At 33.3% G+C, this 19,362-nt stretch carries 6 protein-coding genes; 5 read left to right on the forward strand and 1 reads right to left on the reverse strand.

From position 1 onward, the window contains the following. Positions 1–119 precede the first annotated feature (119 nt). Complete coding sequence (locus ACN5J4_RS03085) at positions 120–4,484, forward strand: gliding motility-associated C-terminal domain-containing protein (RefSeq protein WP_418650705.1); 4,365 nt, start codon at positions 120–122, stop codon at positions 4,482–4,484. Continuing rightward, on the forward strand, positions 4,481–5,404 hold the full coding sequence (locus tag ACN5J4_RS03090) for a type IX secretion system membrane protein PorP/SprF (RefSeq protein WP_418650706.1): 924 nt from the start codon (positions 4,481–4,483) through the stop codon (positions 5,402–5,404). The genes ACN5J4_RS03085 and ACN5J4_RS03090 overlap by 4 nt, the downstream gene beginning before the upstream one ends. Positions 5,405–5,614: 210 nt before the next feature. Here ACN5J4_RS03090 and ACN5J4_RS03095 read toward each other — a convergent pair whose 3' ends face one another. After that, positions 5,615–6,142, reverse strand: a complete 528-nt coding sequence (locus tag ACN5J4_RS03095; RefSeq protein ID WP_418650707.1) for a YkgJ family cysteine cluster protein — start codon at positions 6,140–6,142, stop codon at positions 5,615–5,617. Between the two features lie 568 nt (positions 6,143–6,710). Between ACN5J4_RS03095 and ACN5J4_RS03100 the strand changes: the two genes are divergently transcribed. The 3 genes from ACN5J4_RS03100 to lpdA all read left to right on the forward strand — a co-directional run bounded on the left by ACN5J4_RS03100 (position 6,711) and on the right by lpdA (position 19,340). Next, positions 6,711–15,716: a T9SS type B sorting domain-containing protein gene (locus ACN5J4_RS03100; RefSeq protein WP_418650708.1), complete on the forward strand. Its 9,006-nt coding sequence runs from the start codon at positions 6,711–6,713 to the stop codon at positions 15,714–15,716. Between the two features lie 192 nt (positions 15,717–15,908). Further along, on the forward strand, positions 15,909–17,684 hold the full coding sequence (argS, locus tag ACN5J4_RS03105; RefSeq protein WP_418650709.1) for an arginine--tRNA ligase: 1,776 nt from the start codon (positions 15,909–15,911) through the stop codon (positions 17,682–17,684). Positions 17,685–17,951: 267 nt separating this feature from the next. Then, positions 17,952–19,340 (forward strand): dihydrolipoyl dehydrogenase, encoded by a 1,389-nt coding sequence (lpdA, locus tag ACN5J4_RS03110; protein ID WP_418650710.1) that lies wholly within the window; start codon positions 17,952–17,954, stop codon positions 19,338–19,340. Positions 19,341–19,362 lie beyond the last annotated feature (22 nt).

Raw genomic sequence — 19,362 nt, forward strand, 5'->3', positions numbered from 1 at the left:
AATCTTATAATAAAAAAATTATTTAGAATTAATTTTAATAAATAATTAATTAAATATTTTTTTTTTTAAAACTTAATAAATACTTAATTTGATAAAGTATTTTTTTTACCCCCAAAACTATGATAAAGAAATTTTACTTAATACTGTTTTTAAATACTCTACTTTCTCAATTTAGTGTAGCACAAACAACACCCAACGCTTTAAACGATAGCAATACTACTAATATAAATACTAGCTTATTGGTTAATGAACCTGGAGTACTAAATAATGATACCGATGCAAATAACAACACTTTAACCATAACCTCTTTTAGTATTAATAGTATTAATTATACAGCAGGAGAAACCGCAACCTTTACTGAAGGTAATATTACATTAAATTCAAATGGTAGTTATATATATATTCCTAGTACTAATTATACAGGAAATACTAGTGTTATTAACTACACAGTTTCTAATGGTACTTTTTCAACTAGTGCAAACCTACAAATAGCTATTGAAAACCTAAACCAACCAATAGCTATTGATAATTACGATACAGCAGAAATTAATACTGTTTTGGCTGTAAATGCCCCTGGTGTATTAATTAACGATACTGATTTAGATAACACCCCTTTAACAGTTACCCAATTTAGTATCAATAGTGTTAATTATAATGCAGGAGAAACGGCTACTTTTACCGAAGGTACTATTACTATAAATTCAAATGGTAGCTATAACTTTAACCCTACTCCTAATTATACAGGAAATGTAAGTGTAATTACTTACACTCTTTTTGATGGTACCTATACAACTACTGCTAACTTACTTTTAACCGTTGAAAATATTACAGATTTAATTGAAATAACAAGGTTAGAAAGCTGTAATCAAGGATATACAGCTAATGGCGAATACAAAATTTCATATAATATTACATTTAGAAATAGCAGTACCGCGAGAGACTATCATGCCTCAAACCTTATAAATAATATTGATTTAACCAACAACCTGCAAGCAACCTTTGGTACTGGTTGTGTTACAGAAATTGACGACATAAACATAAACACCTCTCAAACAACAGATTATATAAATAACCCTTATCCGTTAGAATTTAATGACGCTACAATAAACCCTGATTTTTTAAATGCCACATCTGCCTCTATATTTAGCAGTAACACTATAAATAATGCTATTCTATACCCTAGACAGTCAGTAAATATAAGTTTTTGCGTTACCGTTAACCCATTTTGTAACGGACGTCCAAACCCAACACCTTCAGGTAGTGGAATAGATTTTAACACAACCTTAAACATCACTTCTTCTATTGGTAATGCAACTAATAACCTTTTACTTACCGATTTTCACACCACGCAAGCTGTAGTTACAGCTGCTTTATTTATTCCTGAAACAAATCCTTTAGTTAATTCAAACGGAACCTTTGATTATACTAATAGCGTTATTATTACTAATGAAGGAACAGCAACTGCTACCAATGTTAATTACAATATGGGCTTAGGTAGTTTTTTAGATAACGGAATTATTTTTGATCAACTAGTAGTTTCTCAAATTTCAGGCCCTCCAGTAACTATAAACACTAATTATAACGGAAACACAAGTCCGCTTTTATTAAACACCAACAACTCATTACAACCAGGTGAAACAATTATTTTAAATATATTTTACTTAATTGAACCTATTTCTAACACCAATACTAATTATTTTAGCCAAATAGGTCAATCTCAAACACAAGGTTCTTTAGACAGTTATGACGAAACAACTGCTACAAATACCCGTAATTTTTCTTTCGTCAACTGGTCAGATAGTCTTGGAAATCATTTAGACCGTTATTACCCTACAAGTACGGCTACAGAAACCGCATCATCCTCATTACAATGTACATGTAGTACCTCTAACATGAGTTTTTCCTTTCAAGCATCTTCAAATGTTGATAAAATTATTTCCAATACAAACACTGCTCCAAATGGTATTTTAGAACACGAGCAACTTACTTTTCAAGTTACCATAACCAATACCAGTAAAGCTATTCAACTTCAAAACTTACAACTACAAAATAGTTTAAACACTATATGTAGCGGTAATATCATTTCAGTAAGCACCCCTATTATTGAAAACTCTACCGCAACAATTCCTCCTATAATAAACACCACTTATAACGGAACTAGCGATGTTAACTTTTTTAACGGCACCTCTGGTATCTTAGAAACAAACCAAAGTATTACTATAGAGTTTTCTGTACTTTTTAATGAAAATTGCACTGGTATTAGCACTTCTAATTTATTAACCACAGACCCCTTGAATAATACTATAAATGCTACAGCATCTATAAATATTAACGCCACTACAGATACAGATAATGATACTATTACTAATAATTTTGATATTGATAACGACAACGATACCATTAGAGATATTGACGAATACAACGGCCTAAACCCTGTTGCCGATCATGATAATGATTTTATTCCTAATTATAGAGATATCGATTTTGGTACCGATGCTAATAATGATGGAATTGTTGATATTTTTGATTTTGACAACGACGGTGTTCCTAATCATTTTGATTTAGACAGTGATAACGATGGAATTTTTGATATTGTAGAAGCTGGAAACGCTCTTTTAGACACTAATTTAAACGGAACTACCAATAACAATGTAGGTATAAATGGACTAGATAATAGTGTCGAAATTAATGACACCACCACCACCAACATTAACTATATTATTATCAATACTGACAATAACGGAAACCCTAATTTTATAGATATTGATGCTGATGATGATGGTATTGTTGATAACATTGAAGCACAAACCACTTCCAACTACACAGCTCCAAATAACACATACACTTTAGCAGGTATAGATACTGCTTATAGCAACGGAATAGTTACTGTAGATACTGATGGCGATTTTATACCCGATTACATTGATAATAATTCAGACAATGATATTAGAAATGATTATATTGAAGCTTGGGATTTAAATAATGATGGCATTCCTGAAACAACAGCCCTAAACTTAGACACTGATAATGATGGCTTAGACGATGCTTTTGACACTAACAACAATAGTGTAAACCCAACAAATAATCAAACACCTACTTTTTTTCCTAACGTTGATAATACTGATACTCCTGAAAAAGATTGGAGAGAAATTATAGCCATAGTAGTACTTATAAATAATGCTGCTGCAAACGAATCTGAAAATATAATTTTTACAATTTCATTAGTTACCAAAAACAACAACGCTATATTAGTACAAAGCGCATCACCAATAAGCATTAACCTAAACACTACTAACGGTACAACTACAACAACTCAATACACAGTAGCTAACGCCCCTTATGACTATAACCAAGTTAGCAACACTACTATAAATATTCCTGCTTATCAAGAAACAGCACAATTTGCCATACCTACCCTAGATGATACTATTTATGAACTCAATGAACTTTTTACCATAAATGGCATAATAACCTCACAAAACACTATAAACAACTCTATATCAGCAGTTGGAACAATTATAAACAATGATCTTGCACCACTAATTACCATGAATAACGCTACAGCAAATGAAGGTACAAATTTAGCACACACCATAAGCATTAGCCACCCATCATCAACTCCAATAAATATAACTGTAAAAACAACCAACAACCAAGCTATAAGTCCTAATGACTATACTAGCACAACAAAAAACCTTACCATTCAAGGAACTGAAAACCCTAATAATACCAATACACAAGTTTCATTTACCATACCTACAATAATTGACAACCTAAACGAACCTGACACTGAAAACTTAAACGTAACAGGTACCGTAACCAGCAATAACGTAAGCAGTCAAGACCTAAACAAAATAGCTAGTATTATTGACATTGACCCAACACCTATAATACAAATAAACAATCCAACAGTTACCGAAGGTGACAATTTAGTATTTACAATTAAGCTTTTAAATGCAAATTTAGAACCTATGCTAAACTACCAACCTATAAACCTAAGTGTTGAAACCTTTGACAATACCACAACCGGATCATTAGACTATCAAACAACACGTACCTCTAATACAATACCAGCCTATACCAATTCAATAACCATAACTATACCCACCACAAACGATAACATAAATGAAAATACCGAAACAATGGTATTACAAACAACCATAACAAGCACAAACGCCACAATAATTAGCACAGGTACCATTAAAGATGACGATATTCCAAACCTATTCTCACCCAATGGCGATGGAAAAAGCGATGTATTTAAAATAGCAGGCATTGAAGAGTTTCCTAACTTTAAACTAATAATATACGACCGCTGGGGAAGCGAAATATACAACTACAGCAATAACGGTAGCACAACACCACTTTGGTGGAACGGAAACCACAAAGGCAAACCCGTACCCGCAGGCGTATACTACTACACCTTAAATTTTAACGACGGTAAAACAAAAGCAAAAACAAACTTTATACAACTTACAAGATGATACAAACAAAAAAACTATTTTTAAGCGTATTAATAACTTGTTACAGCCTAGTTTGTATAGCACAACAAGTACCACATTACACACAATACCTATATAATATGCAGGTATTAAACCCAGCAGCCGTTGGTGCTAGATCCGATTTAAACATATCATTACTAACAAGGCAACAATGGGTAGGAGTTACAGGAGCCCCTACAACCAATACCCTATCTATAAACGGAAGAACAAACAGCGGTATAGGTATAGGAGCAACCATTATTAACGATAAGCTAGGCCTTACAGAAAGCACCAATATTAATGTAGACGCATCCTACACTATAATAACCTCTATACACTCAAGGCTTGCCTTCGGGTTAAAAGGAGGCCTCACCTACTTTAATAACAAGCTAGCCCAAGGCATAACGCCAGACAATGATACCTATAACAACACAAACGGCAACACCCCAAACATAGGTTTTGGAGCATACTTTTATAATAAAAACTACTTTATAGGCCTATCGGCACCCCACCTATTACAAAGCAAGCAATTTTTAATACAACAAAACGGCAACACCAGTAAACTATCAAATAACATCAATTATTTTGCCACAGCAGGTATACGTTTTCAACTATCCGAAACTCTTATATGCAAACCATCAACAATAATAAAACACACAAACACCCTACCCCTTTCTATAGACATTAACACAAATTTTCTTTATAAAAACTACTTAGAAGCAGGGCTATCATACCGTTATAATGACGCCGCAAGCATTCTATTTGCCTTAATTATTAATCAAAAATATCGTATTGGATACGCTTATGATAAAAAATTAAACACAATAGCTAATAATTTTAACACCCATGAAATTATACTACATGTTGATTTTGACCTAAAACGAAAAGGCAGATGGTTAGAGCATAACTCCTGTTATTTTTAAAATCAATAACCCTAAAAACAAAAAATAATAAGTAGCCATTTCCCGCTTTTCGCACTCGCTCTCTGCGAGGAGCTCAAACAAACGCTACAATCGGGGCTAAGCCTATTTATAATATTTAGGTAATAACAAAAAAAACCGTTTATAACATCAAATAAATTATGACACTATAAACGGTAAATACTATATTAATAAAGCACCAATATACAACTACTACCCTAACCTTTTAATTTTTTCGTTTGACCTAACAGGCAAACGCTTTTTAAGCTCCTCTACAATTCTATAAGTAGCAGGACAAATAGCAGTATTAGCAATAGTTAAATCAGCAACCTGAATAAACTTTTTACGATTCGTATGCGGATACTCCGAACACGCCTTCGGACGAACATGATAAATAAAACACGAGTTATCACGCTCATCTAAAAATGAACAAGGAGCCGTTTTTAACACCATAAAATCATCCTCATCACGCTCTAAATACTGCTCTTCAAAAGCACGTACCTTCATTTTTAAATGTTTAGCAATACGCTCAATATCCTTATCTGTAAAAATAGGGCTTGTAGTTTTACAACAATTACCACAATCTAAACAATCCGTTTTAGCAAACTCCTTATCATGCAAATCCTGCATAACAACATCCAAATTTTTAGGAGTTCTTTTTTTTATTGTTGCAAAATATTTTTTATTCTCTCGCTCTACATCTTTGGCTAACTTCTCTAAGTTCTCTAAATCTTTATCCATACTACAAAAGTAGGTATATAATTTATTAAAATCAGTTTAAATATCAAATAGCCAATTCTTAAAACAATAATTTTAAAATAAATGCACCAAATAAACAAATAATTAATAATAAAATGTTAATTTTTAACCCTCAACTATAAAAATATCTTATTGTAAAAAAGATATTTTACAAAAAAACTAAAAACAGCATTTTATAAATTCTAAACACAATTAAAAAAACAAAAACCCTTGTAAACATTAGTAAAAAACACCATTCCTAAATAGGAAAAACAATAAATAAACTATTATACATACAGTATAATCAAAAGGTCTATTTTACGAAAAAACATAAAAAAAGGTAAAAATGTTGAATATTTATCATTTTTAACATACCTTTATTGACTTAAAAAGTAAAATTAATTTTTAACAATACTTTATTAACCTGTTAACATTACAGAATAATATTTTTTTACCCTCCCCCCTTGTTTAAAACAATATTTAACTGTAAAAACTAAAACATAATACATTTATGCTGTCCAAGAAACATCTCGTTTTTATTTTTTATGCATTCTTTGCAATGATGCCTCTTATGGCTCAAAATAACGACCCTATCGGTCTTAATCAAGAAGAACGGTACATACCCAAATCATGTAGTCCAGTTCCTAAAAACTACAAAACAAAAGCTTATACTGAAAGAGATAAGGTTCAGGCAAAAACTTCACGTTCAAAAACAGCACAAAGAGCTACTAATGTAGTTGCTACTGTTGAAAGTATCCATAGTGTTGCTGTAAACTGGACTACTGGTTCTTTTCAAAGTTTTTCTATTGGTACTAGCCCAGATCCGAACTCCCCTCAAAGTAGAAACCTTAGATATGACCAAGGATTAGGAGGGCAGCAAAAAACTACTTGGGGGTATAGTTTAGTAGAACTACAAAGAGAAGCTGCAAATAGTGCATATGCAGGAACTCCAGATGAAGGTGTTATTGCAGAAGGTACCGATTTTTATATTCACCTTAGAGGTGAAGATAATTGGCAATTTGCACCTACAAGAGTATTAGGTCCTTTACAATTTAACTGGGAAGAACTTGGGCAGGCTGGTACTGCCGTTACAGTTAATATAGAAACTAATTACGGAGTAAATGGTGCAGGTCCTTTTGCTCAATGGCAAGCCGATAATATGCGTCCTTTATATGATATAGCAATACCAATTATAGAAGAAATTTTTGGAGCACCACCACGTAGCCATACTTTAAATATTGTAAATGATGCCTTAGCAGTAGGTACCAATACATTTTATAATGGCCCAAACCGTATAGCTTCTAGTTATGGAGACAACGGACAGGGTGATATGGATCAACCACGTTTAATGATACATGAGCTTATTCATGGATGGAGAGATAACATTACTTTATCTATGAATGATGAGTGGCATTATGAGCCTACGCTTAGTGGTTTTGAAGAAGGAATGGCAGAGTCTATTGCACTTATTGTTATGGATGAAATTATTGAAAGATACCCTAATTTTTTTAATGAAGATGATTTAAATCGTCACTGGGGGCACTCTAGAGGGATGCCTTTTGATTGGGATTATGATTTTCAAAATCACGAGCAATTAAGTACTACTGATTTCTTTTCTTCAGATATTGGTACAGGAGCACACTGGGAAAGATACGGAACTAGTTCTGGTGCGTTTTATAAAATGTACATAGAAGACCCTGACTTTTTTAAGAACTTTAACACAGAATACTACAACAGATTAAATGCTGACCATGATTTAGTGCCAAGTAGAGCATTAATAGTTGATATTATACAAAGCGTATTACCAGAGGTAGAAAGAGAAAATACTACAGACTGGATTAATGACCAATATGTTTTTGACTGTGTAGTAACTCCAGGTAAAAAAGTACACATGCTTAGTTTTCATGGAGCGGATGACATAAGAAACATGGGACATGATAATAGGTTACATGTTATAGAAACACAAAACTTACCAAACGCAAATGAATGGGGTTGGGATGTTTTTGATGCAAATGGAAATATGATAGAACGTTGGTTTCATCAGCTAAACAACTTAAGTGGAACTGTTGAAATTAATAATTATGATGGTACTTTAATACAATCTATAAATGTACGAAATGATAAATCAGGAGGTGGAACATGGAGAGGACCTTACCAAGGACCAAATACAGGACCTGATTTTAATAATGGACCAGGTACTACCACAGGTATAGATGGACACCCTTTTTACACAACTAGTGCCAATTATTTTAACAATACAGGAGGTATTTATGACTCTAGTTGGTTTAGAGGTTTAGCACTACCCGACCCTAACAATCAAGTTGTATATGATTTAACAGAAACAGGGCTTTATACCTATAATATTTCTTTTAATGACCCACAAGGAGGTCCTATTACTGGAAAATATTACCGTTTACATGGTGATGATTTTATTAATAAAGATGGTATTTACGCAGGTGTTCGTAATAATGCAGATACACCTGTAACAGGAAAAATGTTTGTAGAACAAAAAGATGATGCAGTAGCACAAACTGCTGATGAAGAGGCTGAAATTATTATAAATAATGGGGCTTTTCAGGCAGATAGAATTTGGGCATCTGTACCAGCTGTAGGAAATCGACAAGCTGGTAGAACAGACCGTAGATACTCTAAACCAGGTAAAGTTCACGCTATATTTGTTGATGATACAAACTTTACAAACGGACAAGACGGAACAACACTTGTTAAAAAAATAGACTTTAGAAACATTACTTTTGGTAGTGGTTTATCTGGAGTACAAATGTTCTTATTTAACACTGATAATTTTGGTGATATTACATTTACCGATACCATGCCTGGAGTACTTTGTGAAGGACAAGAAGGTAAATTTAATGTTAGCAATAACTACCCTGATATTTTAGATACTGACTCTAGAGTTACTTACAGTTGGAAACATCCTAACGGAAGTGTTGTTTCTACAGATAAAGATTATACTATAGCTTCAGTAGCTCCAACTGATGCTGGTACATATGAACTTACCATAGAGTTTTTTGGCTATACAATTGTTAGAACAGGAACATTAACTGTAGAAAGTTCGTTAACTATTAATCCGTTAACGGCTAATCAAACAGTATGTCAAAATGATGCTATAGATTTAGATGTAGTAATTGCAGGTACTATAGACACTACTACAGCTACATATTCTTGGACAGGACCAAATGGTTTTACTTCAACAGCTAAAAACCCACAAGTTACAACAGATGCACAAACGGTACATGATGGAACTTATACTGTTACCATTACCGCTAAAGATTGTGATGGAGTAACAGATGTTACTGATACTGCTGATGTAGTAGTTACTGTTACAAACAAAACAACTCCTACTTTTACTGTAAATAACTCTTATTGTGAAGGTGATACTGCTGATGCTTTATCTACAACATCAGATAATGGTATTACAGGTACTTGGGCACCAGCTACAATTAGTACAACTGCTATTGGTGATACTGATTATGTATTTACGCCAGCAGCAACTGAATGTGCTAACCCATTAACGGTAACGGTTACTATTACAAATAAAGCGACTCCGGTATTTACTTTAACAACTTCTTATTGTGAAGATGCTACTGCAAATGCTTTACCTAATACTGATAATAATGGTATTACAGGTACTTGGGCACCAGCTACAATTAGTACAACTACTATTGGTAATACTGATTATACATTTACGCCAGCAGGAACTGAATGTGCTGACCCATTAACGGTAACTGTAAATATTACAAATAAAGCGACTCCGGTATTTAGTGTAGCAACTTCTTATAACGAAGATGATATTGCAGATATTCTACCTAATACTGATAATAATGGTATTACAGGTACTTGGGCACCAGCTACAATTAGTACAACTACTATTGGTGATACTGATTATACATTTACGCCAGCAGCAACTGAATGTGCTGATCCATTAACAATAACTGTTACTATTACAGATAAAGCGACTCCAGTATTTACTTTAACAACTTCTTATTGTGAAGATGCTACTGCAAATGCGTTACCTAATACTGATAATAATGGTATTACAGGTACTTGGGCACCAGCTACAATTAGTACAACTACTATTGGTAATACTGATTATGTATTTACGCCAGCTCCAACAGAAGCTGCTGATCCATTAACTATTACTGTTACTATTACAAATAAAGCTACTCCGGTATTTACTTTAACAACTTCTTATTGTGAAGATGCTACTGCAAATGCTTTACCTAATACTGATAATAATGGTATTACAGGTACTTGGGCACCAGCTACAATTAGTACAACTACTATTGGTAATACTGATTATACATTTACACCAGCAGGAACTGAATGTGCTGACCCATTAATGGTAACGGTTACTATTACGAATAAAGCGACTCCGGTATTTAGTGTAGCAACTTCTTATAACGAAAATGATACTGCAGATATTCTACCTAATACTGATAATAATGGTATTACAGGTACTTGGGCACCAGCTACAATTAGTACAACTACTATTGGTGATACTGATTATACATTTACGCCAGCAGCAACTGAATGTGCTGATCCATTAACAATAACTGTTACTATTACAGATAAAGCTACTCCGGTATTTACTTTAACAACTTCTTATTGTGAAGATGCTACTGCAAATGCTTTACCTAATACTGATAATAATGGTATTACAGGTACTTGGGCACCAGCTACAATTAGTACAACTACTATTGGTAATACTGATTATGTATTTACGCCAGCTCCAACAGAAGCTGCTGACCCATTAACGGTAACTGTAAATATTACAAATAAAGCGACTCCGGTATTTAGTGTAGCAACTTCTTATAACGAAGATGATATTGCAGATATTCTACCTAATACTGATAATAATGGTATTACAGGTACTTGGGCACCAGCTACAATTAGTACAACTACTATTGGTGATACTGATTATACATTTACGCCAGCAGCAACTGAATGTGCTGATCCATTAACAATAACTGTTACTATTACAGATAAAGCGACTCCAGTATTTACTTTAACAACTTCTTATTGTGAAGATGCTACTGCAAATGCTTTACCTAATACTGATAATAATGGTATTACAGGTACTTGGGCACCAGCTACAATTAGTACAACTACTATTGGTGATACTGACTATGTATTTACGCCAGCTCCAACAGAAGCTGCTGCCCCATTAACGGTAACTGTAAATATTACAAATAAAGCTACTCCAGTATTTACTTTAACAACTTCTTACTGTGAAGATGCTACTGCAAATGTTTTACCTAATACTGATAATAATGGTATTACAGGTACTTGGGCACCAGCTACAATTAGTACAACTACTATTGGTAATACTGATTATGTATTTACACCAGCAGCAACTGAATGTGCTGACCCTTTAACGGTAAGTGTTACTATTACAAATAAAGCGACTCCGGTATTTACTTTAACAACTTCTTATTGTGAAGATGCTACTGCAAATGCTTTACCTAATACTGATAATAATGGTATTACAGGTACTTGGGCACCAGCTACAATTAGTACAACTACTATTGGTAATACTGATTATACATTTACGCCAGCAGGAACTGAATGTGCTGACCCGTTAACAGTAAATATAAGTATTAGTAATAAAGCGACTCCGGTATTTAGTGTAACTACTTCTTATCACGAAAATGATACTCCAGATACTTTACCTAATACTGATGATAATGGTATTACAGGTACTTGGGCACCAGCTACAATTAGTACAACTACTATTGGTGATACTGATTATGTATTTACACCAGCAGGAACAGAATGTGCTGACCCATTAACTTTAACTGTTAATATTGCAAGTAAATCAACTCCTATATTTAGTGTAACTACTTCTTATTGTGAAGATGCTATTCCTGATTCTTTACCTACTTCTGATAATAGTGGTATTACAGGTACTTGGGCACCAGCTACAATTAGTACAACTACTATTGGCGATACTGATTATACATTTACTCCAGCTCCAACAGAAACTGCTGACCCATTAACTATTACTGTTACTATTACAAATAAAGCGACTCCGGTATTTACTTTAACAACTTCTTATTGTGAAGATGCTACTGCAAACACTTTACCTACTGCTGATAATAATGGTATTACAGGTACTTGGGCACCAGCTACAATTAGTACAACTACTATTGGTGATACTGATTATACATTTACTCCAGCAGGAACTGAATGTGCTGACCCATTAACCATAACTGTTAATATTACAAATAAAGCTACTCCAGTATTTACTTTAACAACTTCTTATTGTGAAGATGCTACTGCAAATGCTTTACCTAATACTGATAATAATGGTATTACAGGTACTTGGGCACCAGCTACAATTAGTACAACTACTATTGGTGATACTGATTACGTATTTACGCCAGCAGCAACTGAATGTGCTGACCCATTAACAGTAACTGTTAATATTACAAATAAAGCTACTCCTACATTTAGTTTTACAACTACATACTGTCAAGCTACTACAGCTAATACATTACCTACAACTTCTGATAATGGAATTGATGGTACTTGGAATGTTGCAACTATTGACACCAATACAACAGGTACTACAGATTATGTATTTACTCCAGCAGGAACAGAATGTGCTGACCCATTAACAGTTTCAGTAACGGTTAATGCAACTGTAACTCCTACATTTAGTTTTACAACTACATACTGTCAAGCTACTACAGCTAATGCATTACCTACAACTTCGGATAACGGAATTGATGGTACTTGGAATGTTGCTAGTATTGATACAAATGCAATTGGAAATACTAATTATGTATTTACACCTAATGTTGCGAATCAATGTGGTGAACCTACAACAGTTTCTGTAACAGTTAATGCAACTGTTACTCCTACATTTAGTTTTACAACTACATACTGTCAAGCTGCTACAGCTAATGCATTACCTACAACTTCGGATAACGGAATTGATGGTACTTGGAATGTTGCTAGTGTTAATACAAATGCAATTGGAAATACTAATTATGTATTTACGCCTAATGTTCCGAATCAATGTGGTGAACCTACAACAGTTTCTGTAACAGTTAATGCAACTGTTACTCCTATGTTTAGTTTTACAACTACATACTGTCAATCTGCTACTGCTAACGCATTACCTACAACTTCGGATAATGGAATTGATGGTACTTGGAATGTTGCAACTATTGACACCAATACAACAGGAGCTACAGATTATGTATTTACACCTGATACTGCTAGTCAATGTGGTGAAGTAGCTACGGTTTCTGTAACTGTTAATACAACAGTAACACCTGCTTTTAGCTTTAACACTACATACTGTGAAGGAACAACTGCAGATGCATTACCTATAATTTCTGACAACGGAATTACAGGTACTTGGAATACTGCAACTATTGACACCAATATAACAGGAGCTACAGATTATGTGTTTACACCTAATACTGCTAGTCAATGTGGTGAAGTAGCTACAGTTTCTGTAACTATTAATGCAACAGTAACACCTGCTTTTAGCTTTAACACTACATACTGTGAAGGAACAACTGCAGATGCATTACCTATAACTTCTGACAACGGAATTACAGGTACTTGGAATACTACAACTATTGACACCAATACAACAGGAGCTACAAATTATGTGTTTACACCTAATACAGCTAGTCAATGTGGTGAAGTAGCTACAGTTTCTATAACTGTTAACGCAACAGTAACACCTGCCTTTAGCTTTAACACTACATACTGTGAAGGAACAACTGCAGATGCATTACCTATAATTTCTGACAACGGAATTACAGGTACTTGGAATACTGCAACTATTGACACCAATATAACAGGAGCTACAGATTATGTGTTTACACCTAATACTGCTAGTCAATGTGGTGAAGTAGCTACAGTTTCTGTAACTATTAATGCAACAGTAACACCTGCTTTTAGCTTTAACACTACATACTGTGAAGGAACAACTGCAGATGCATTACCTATAACTTCTGACAACGGAATTACAGGTACTTGGAATACTGCAGGTATTGACACCAATACAACAGGTACTACAGATTATATGTTTACATCTGATACAGCTAGTCAATGTGGTGAGGTAGCTACAGTTTCTGTAACTGTTAATGCAACAGTAACACCTGCTTTTAGCTTTAACACTACATACTGTGAAGGCGATACAGCAGATGTATTACCTATAACTTCTGACAACGGAATTACAGGTACTTGGAATAGTCCAACTATTAATACCAATACATCAGGAGCTACAAATTATGTATTTACACCTAATACAGCTAATCAATGTGGTGAACCTATAACAGTTTTAATAACTGTAAATACAATAGCAACACCAATATTTACTTTTGATACAACTTATTGTGAAGGTGCAATAGTAACGGCACTACCAACCACGTCAGACAACGGAATTGATGGAACTTGGTCGGCTACAAATATTAACACCAGTATTGTAGGTAACACAGACTATACTTTTACACCTAATGTAGCTAATCAGTGTGGAGAGCCTATTACAATTTCAGTAACTGTAAATGAGAACTCATTTACCCTTGCTCCTACAACACCTATTACAATTTGTGAAACTTCAACTTTAAATATAAGTGCCACCAATATTACTGGTGCAACTTATAGTTGGACAGGGCCTAATGGATTTACCGCTAATACTAGAGAAATTCAAATACCAAATGTAACTCTTCAGATGGCTGGTGATTATGAAGTGTCTGTTACAGTATTAAACTGTTTTGGAATTAACGAAACCAAAACAAACATAACTAGTGTTACTGTTAATCAAAACTCATTTACCATTAATCAAAACCCTACTCCTATTCAAATTTGTGAAACAGGAACATTATTACTTAATACTAATTTTGTTACTGATGCAACTTATAGATGGACAGGGCCTAATGGATTTACCGCTAATACTAGAGAAATTCAAATAACAAACGCTACTCATGAAATGAGTGGTGATTATATTGTAGCTGTTACTAAAACGAGTTGTGTTGGTAATATTGAAACAATAACAAGTACAACTAGTGTTACTGTAAATAAAGAGTTTTTAGTAACTATACCTACTCGAATAAGTACTTGTTACAATGAAACAATATCAATTATAGCTAATGAAATTATCGGCGCAACATACGAATGGACAGGGCCTAACGGATTTACTGCTAACACAAGAGATATACAAATTTCAAATGCTACTCTTGATATGGCTGGTAATTATACTGTTTCTGTAACCGCTGTAAACTGTAGCGGAACTATTGAAACAAAAACAAATACAACAACTGTATCTATTGATATTTGTACCGAGATGCCTTTATTCTTTACTCCTAACGAAGATGGTTATAATGATGTTTGGGAAGTAGATAGTTCTTTAATACCTTTTACATATATTAATATATACGATCGATACGGTAAGTTAATTAAACTACTTACTCCTATAAATAATTATTGGGATGGTTATTATAATGGTCAAAAAATGCCTTCTACAGATTATTGGTATTTAATTGAGTATGTAAATAAAAAACAAAAAACAGGTAACTTTAGTTTATTAAGAAAATAAACAATACTATTACTTAACAAATCAATACCCCATAATTTATTTTAAATTATGGGGTATTTTTTTTAACCTAACAAAATACAAGTAGTAAACATTAATTACAGAACGAACAAAACCTAAAAACAAATTGTTCGTTTCACTTTAAATATCATCCAAATAAATTATGTAATTTTGTTGCTCAATTTTCAACAACTAATGAGCGTACAAACCTTAATAGAAGCCAAAGTAAAAGAAGGATTTTTAACCTTATATAATATTGAAATTCCTAGTGTAGAATTTCAAGCAACCCGTAAAGATTTTGAAGGAGATATCACAGTAGTGGTTTTTCCACTTTTAAGGTATAAAAAAGGAAACCCTATTCAAATTGGCCAAGACATAGGAAAATACCTTATTGAAAATGTTGCCGAAATTACTAACTACAACGTAGTAAAAGGTTTTTTGAACTTAGTAATTGATGATAGTTTTTATACAAGTTTTTTCAATCAAATAGCTACAAATACTTCTTACGGATTTGTTACACCTTCAGTAGATCATTCATCTCGTATGGTAGAATACTCATCACCTAACACAAATAAACCTTTACACTTAGGACACGTTCGTAATGTGTTATTAGGATATTCAGTTGCTGAAATTTTAAAAGCATCTGGTAAAAAAGTGTACAAAACTCAAATCATTAATGATAGAGGAATACATATTTGTAAGTCAATGTTGGCTTGGGAAAAATTCGGAAACGGAGAAACTCCAGAAAACACAGGTTTAAAAGGCGATAAATTAGTAGGAAACTATTACGTAAAATTCGACCAAGAATATAAAAAAGAAATAGCAACTTTAATTGCTTCAGGTATTTCTGAAGATGATGCTAAAAAACAAGCACCTTTATTTATTGAAGCTCAAGAAATGCTTCGTAAATGGGAAGATGGTGATGAACAAGTTGTAACACTTTGGAAAGAAATGAATTCTTGGGTTTACAAAGGTTTTGATATTACTTATAAAGCAATCGGGGTTGATTTTGATAAATTATACTACGAAAGCAATACTTATTTATTAGGAAAAGATACTGTTGATGAAGGTTTAGAAAGTGGTGTTTTTTTCAAAAAAGAAGATGGTTCTGTTTGGTGTGATTTATCTGAAGATGGTTTAGATGAAAAACTGGTTTTACGTTCAGATGGAACATCAGTTTATATGACTCAAGATATTGGAACTGCTATTCAACGTGCAAAAGATATGCCCGATGTTGGCGGAATGGTTTACACAGTTGGTAACGAACAAGATTATCACTTTAAAGTTTTGTTCTTAATTTTAAAGAAATTAGGATATTCTTGGGCTGAACAATTACATCATTTAAGTTATGGAATGGTAGATTTACCTTCTGGAAAAATGAAATCTCGTGAGGGAACTGTTGTTGATGCTGATGATTTAATGGATGAAATGACCGATACGGCTCGTACTATTTCTCAACAATTAGGGAAATTAGAAGGGTATTCTGATCAAGAAAAAGAAGAATTATATAGAGTTATTGGTTTAGGAGCTTTAAAATATTTCATCTTAAAAGTTGATCCGAAAAAGAGAATTTTATTCGACCCGAAAGCTTCTGTAGATTTTCAAGGAAATACAGGACCTTTTATTCAATATACATATGCTAGAATTCAATCTATTTTAAGAAAAGCTGACTTTGATTATTCAAACGCTGTTTCAATTGAGTTACACGCAAAAGAAAAAGAATTAATTAAACAATTAGAATTATATCCTGAAGTAATTCAGCAAGCCGCTAACAATTATTCGCCTGCCGTAATTGCTAACTATACGTACGAATTGGTAAAAGAATTCAATTCTTTTTATCAGAATGTACATATTTTAGGAGAAGAAAACGAAGACAAGAAAGTATTCAGAGTTCAGTTATCTAAAAAAGTTGCCGATACTATTAAATCTGCATTTGCTTTATTAGGAATTGAAGTTCCTGAAAGAATGTAATAAAATGTAGCTTCTGCCCTATTTATTTTTTGATAAAAGAACTAAAATTCAAAAATTGAAAAATAAATAGTGTTGAAAAAACGAAAATTCGCGTTAGGGATTGAACGGCGTGTTTGAGCTCTTTTTTAAATATTTTTCATATTTAAAAAAAGCGAGTAGTGAAAGCCCGCTCGAACGCCCAACTTCTCGATACGATTTTGAAAATAAAATCACTCGAAGTGACAAAAATATATAATATAAAGAAACAATAAGTAAAAAATTAACGACATGAAATACGACGTATTAATAATCGGAAGTGGTCCTGGAGGTTATGTAACTGCTATTAGAGCATCGCAATTAGGATTTAAAACTGCCGTAATTGAAAAGGAAAATTTAGGTGGAATTTGCTTAAACTGGGGATGTATTCCTACAAAAGCATTGTTAAAATCTGCTCAAGTTTATGATTATTTAAAACATGTTGACCAATATGGTTTAAAAGCTGAAGCCATTGACAAAGACTTTGATGCTGTTATTAAACGTAGTCGTGGTGTTGCTGAAGGAATGAGCAAAGGTGTTCAGTTTTTAATGAAAAAGAATAAAATTGACATTATTGACGGTTTTGGTAAAATTAAAACTGGTAAAAAAGTTGATGTTACTGCTAAAGATGGTTCTGTAACAGAATATTCTGCTGATACTATTATTATCGCAACTGGAGCACGTTCTAGAGTGTTGCCAAATTTACCTCAAGATGGTAAAAAAGTAATTGGTTATCGTCAGGCAATGAGCTTACCTAGTCAACCAAAATCTATGATTGTTGTAGGTTCAGGTGCTATTGGTGTTGAGTTTGCACATTTTTATAATTCAATGGGAACAGACGTTACTATTGTTGAATTTATGCCAAACATTGTACCTGTTGAAGATATTGATGTTTCGAAACAAATGGAGCGTTCTTTCAAAAAATCGGGTATTAAAGTAATGACAAGTTCATCTGTTGAAACTGTTGATACTTCTGGCGATGGCGTAAAAGCTACCGTTAAAACGAAAAAAGGTGAAGTTGTTTTAGAAGCAGATATTTTATTATCAGCTGTTGGAATTAAAACAAATATCGAAAACATCGGTTTAGAAGATGTTGGAATTATTACTGATAGAGATAAAATTTTAGTAAACGATTTTTATCAAACAAATATCCCTGGTTATTTTGCTATTGGTGATGTAACTCCTGGACCAGCTTTAGCACACGTTGCTTCTGCTGAAGGAATTACTTTAGTTGAAAAATTAGCTGGTTTACATACTGAAGCTATCGACTATGGAAATATTCCTGGTTGTACGTATGCAACTCCTGAAATTGCATCTGTTGGAATGACAGAAAAACAAGCAAAAGAAGCTGGTTACGATTTAAAAGTTGGTAAGTTTCCATTTTCTGCCTCTGGAAAAGCGACTGCTGCCGGAACTACCGATGGTTTTGTAAAAGTAATTTTTGATGCAAAATATGGTGAATGGTTAGGTTGTCATATGATTGGTGCAGGTGTTACCGATATGATTGCTGAAGCTGTTTTAGGTAGAAAATTAGAAACTACTGGTCATGAAGTTTTAAAAACAATTCACCCTCACCCAACAATGAGTGAAGCAGTTATGGAAGCTGTTGCTGATGCTTATGATGAAGTGATTCATTTATAGAAATTTATTATAATAACAACTT

This window comes from Tenacibaculum aestuariivivum (assembly GCF_964507685.1).
GTDB classification, from domain to species: Bacteria; Bacteroidota; Bacteroidia; order Flavobacteriales; family Flavobacteriaceae; genus Polaribacter; species Polaribacter aestuariivivum.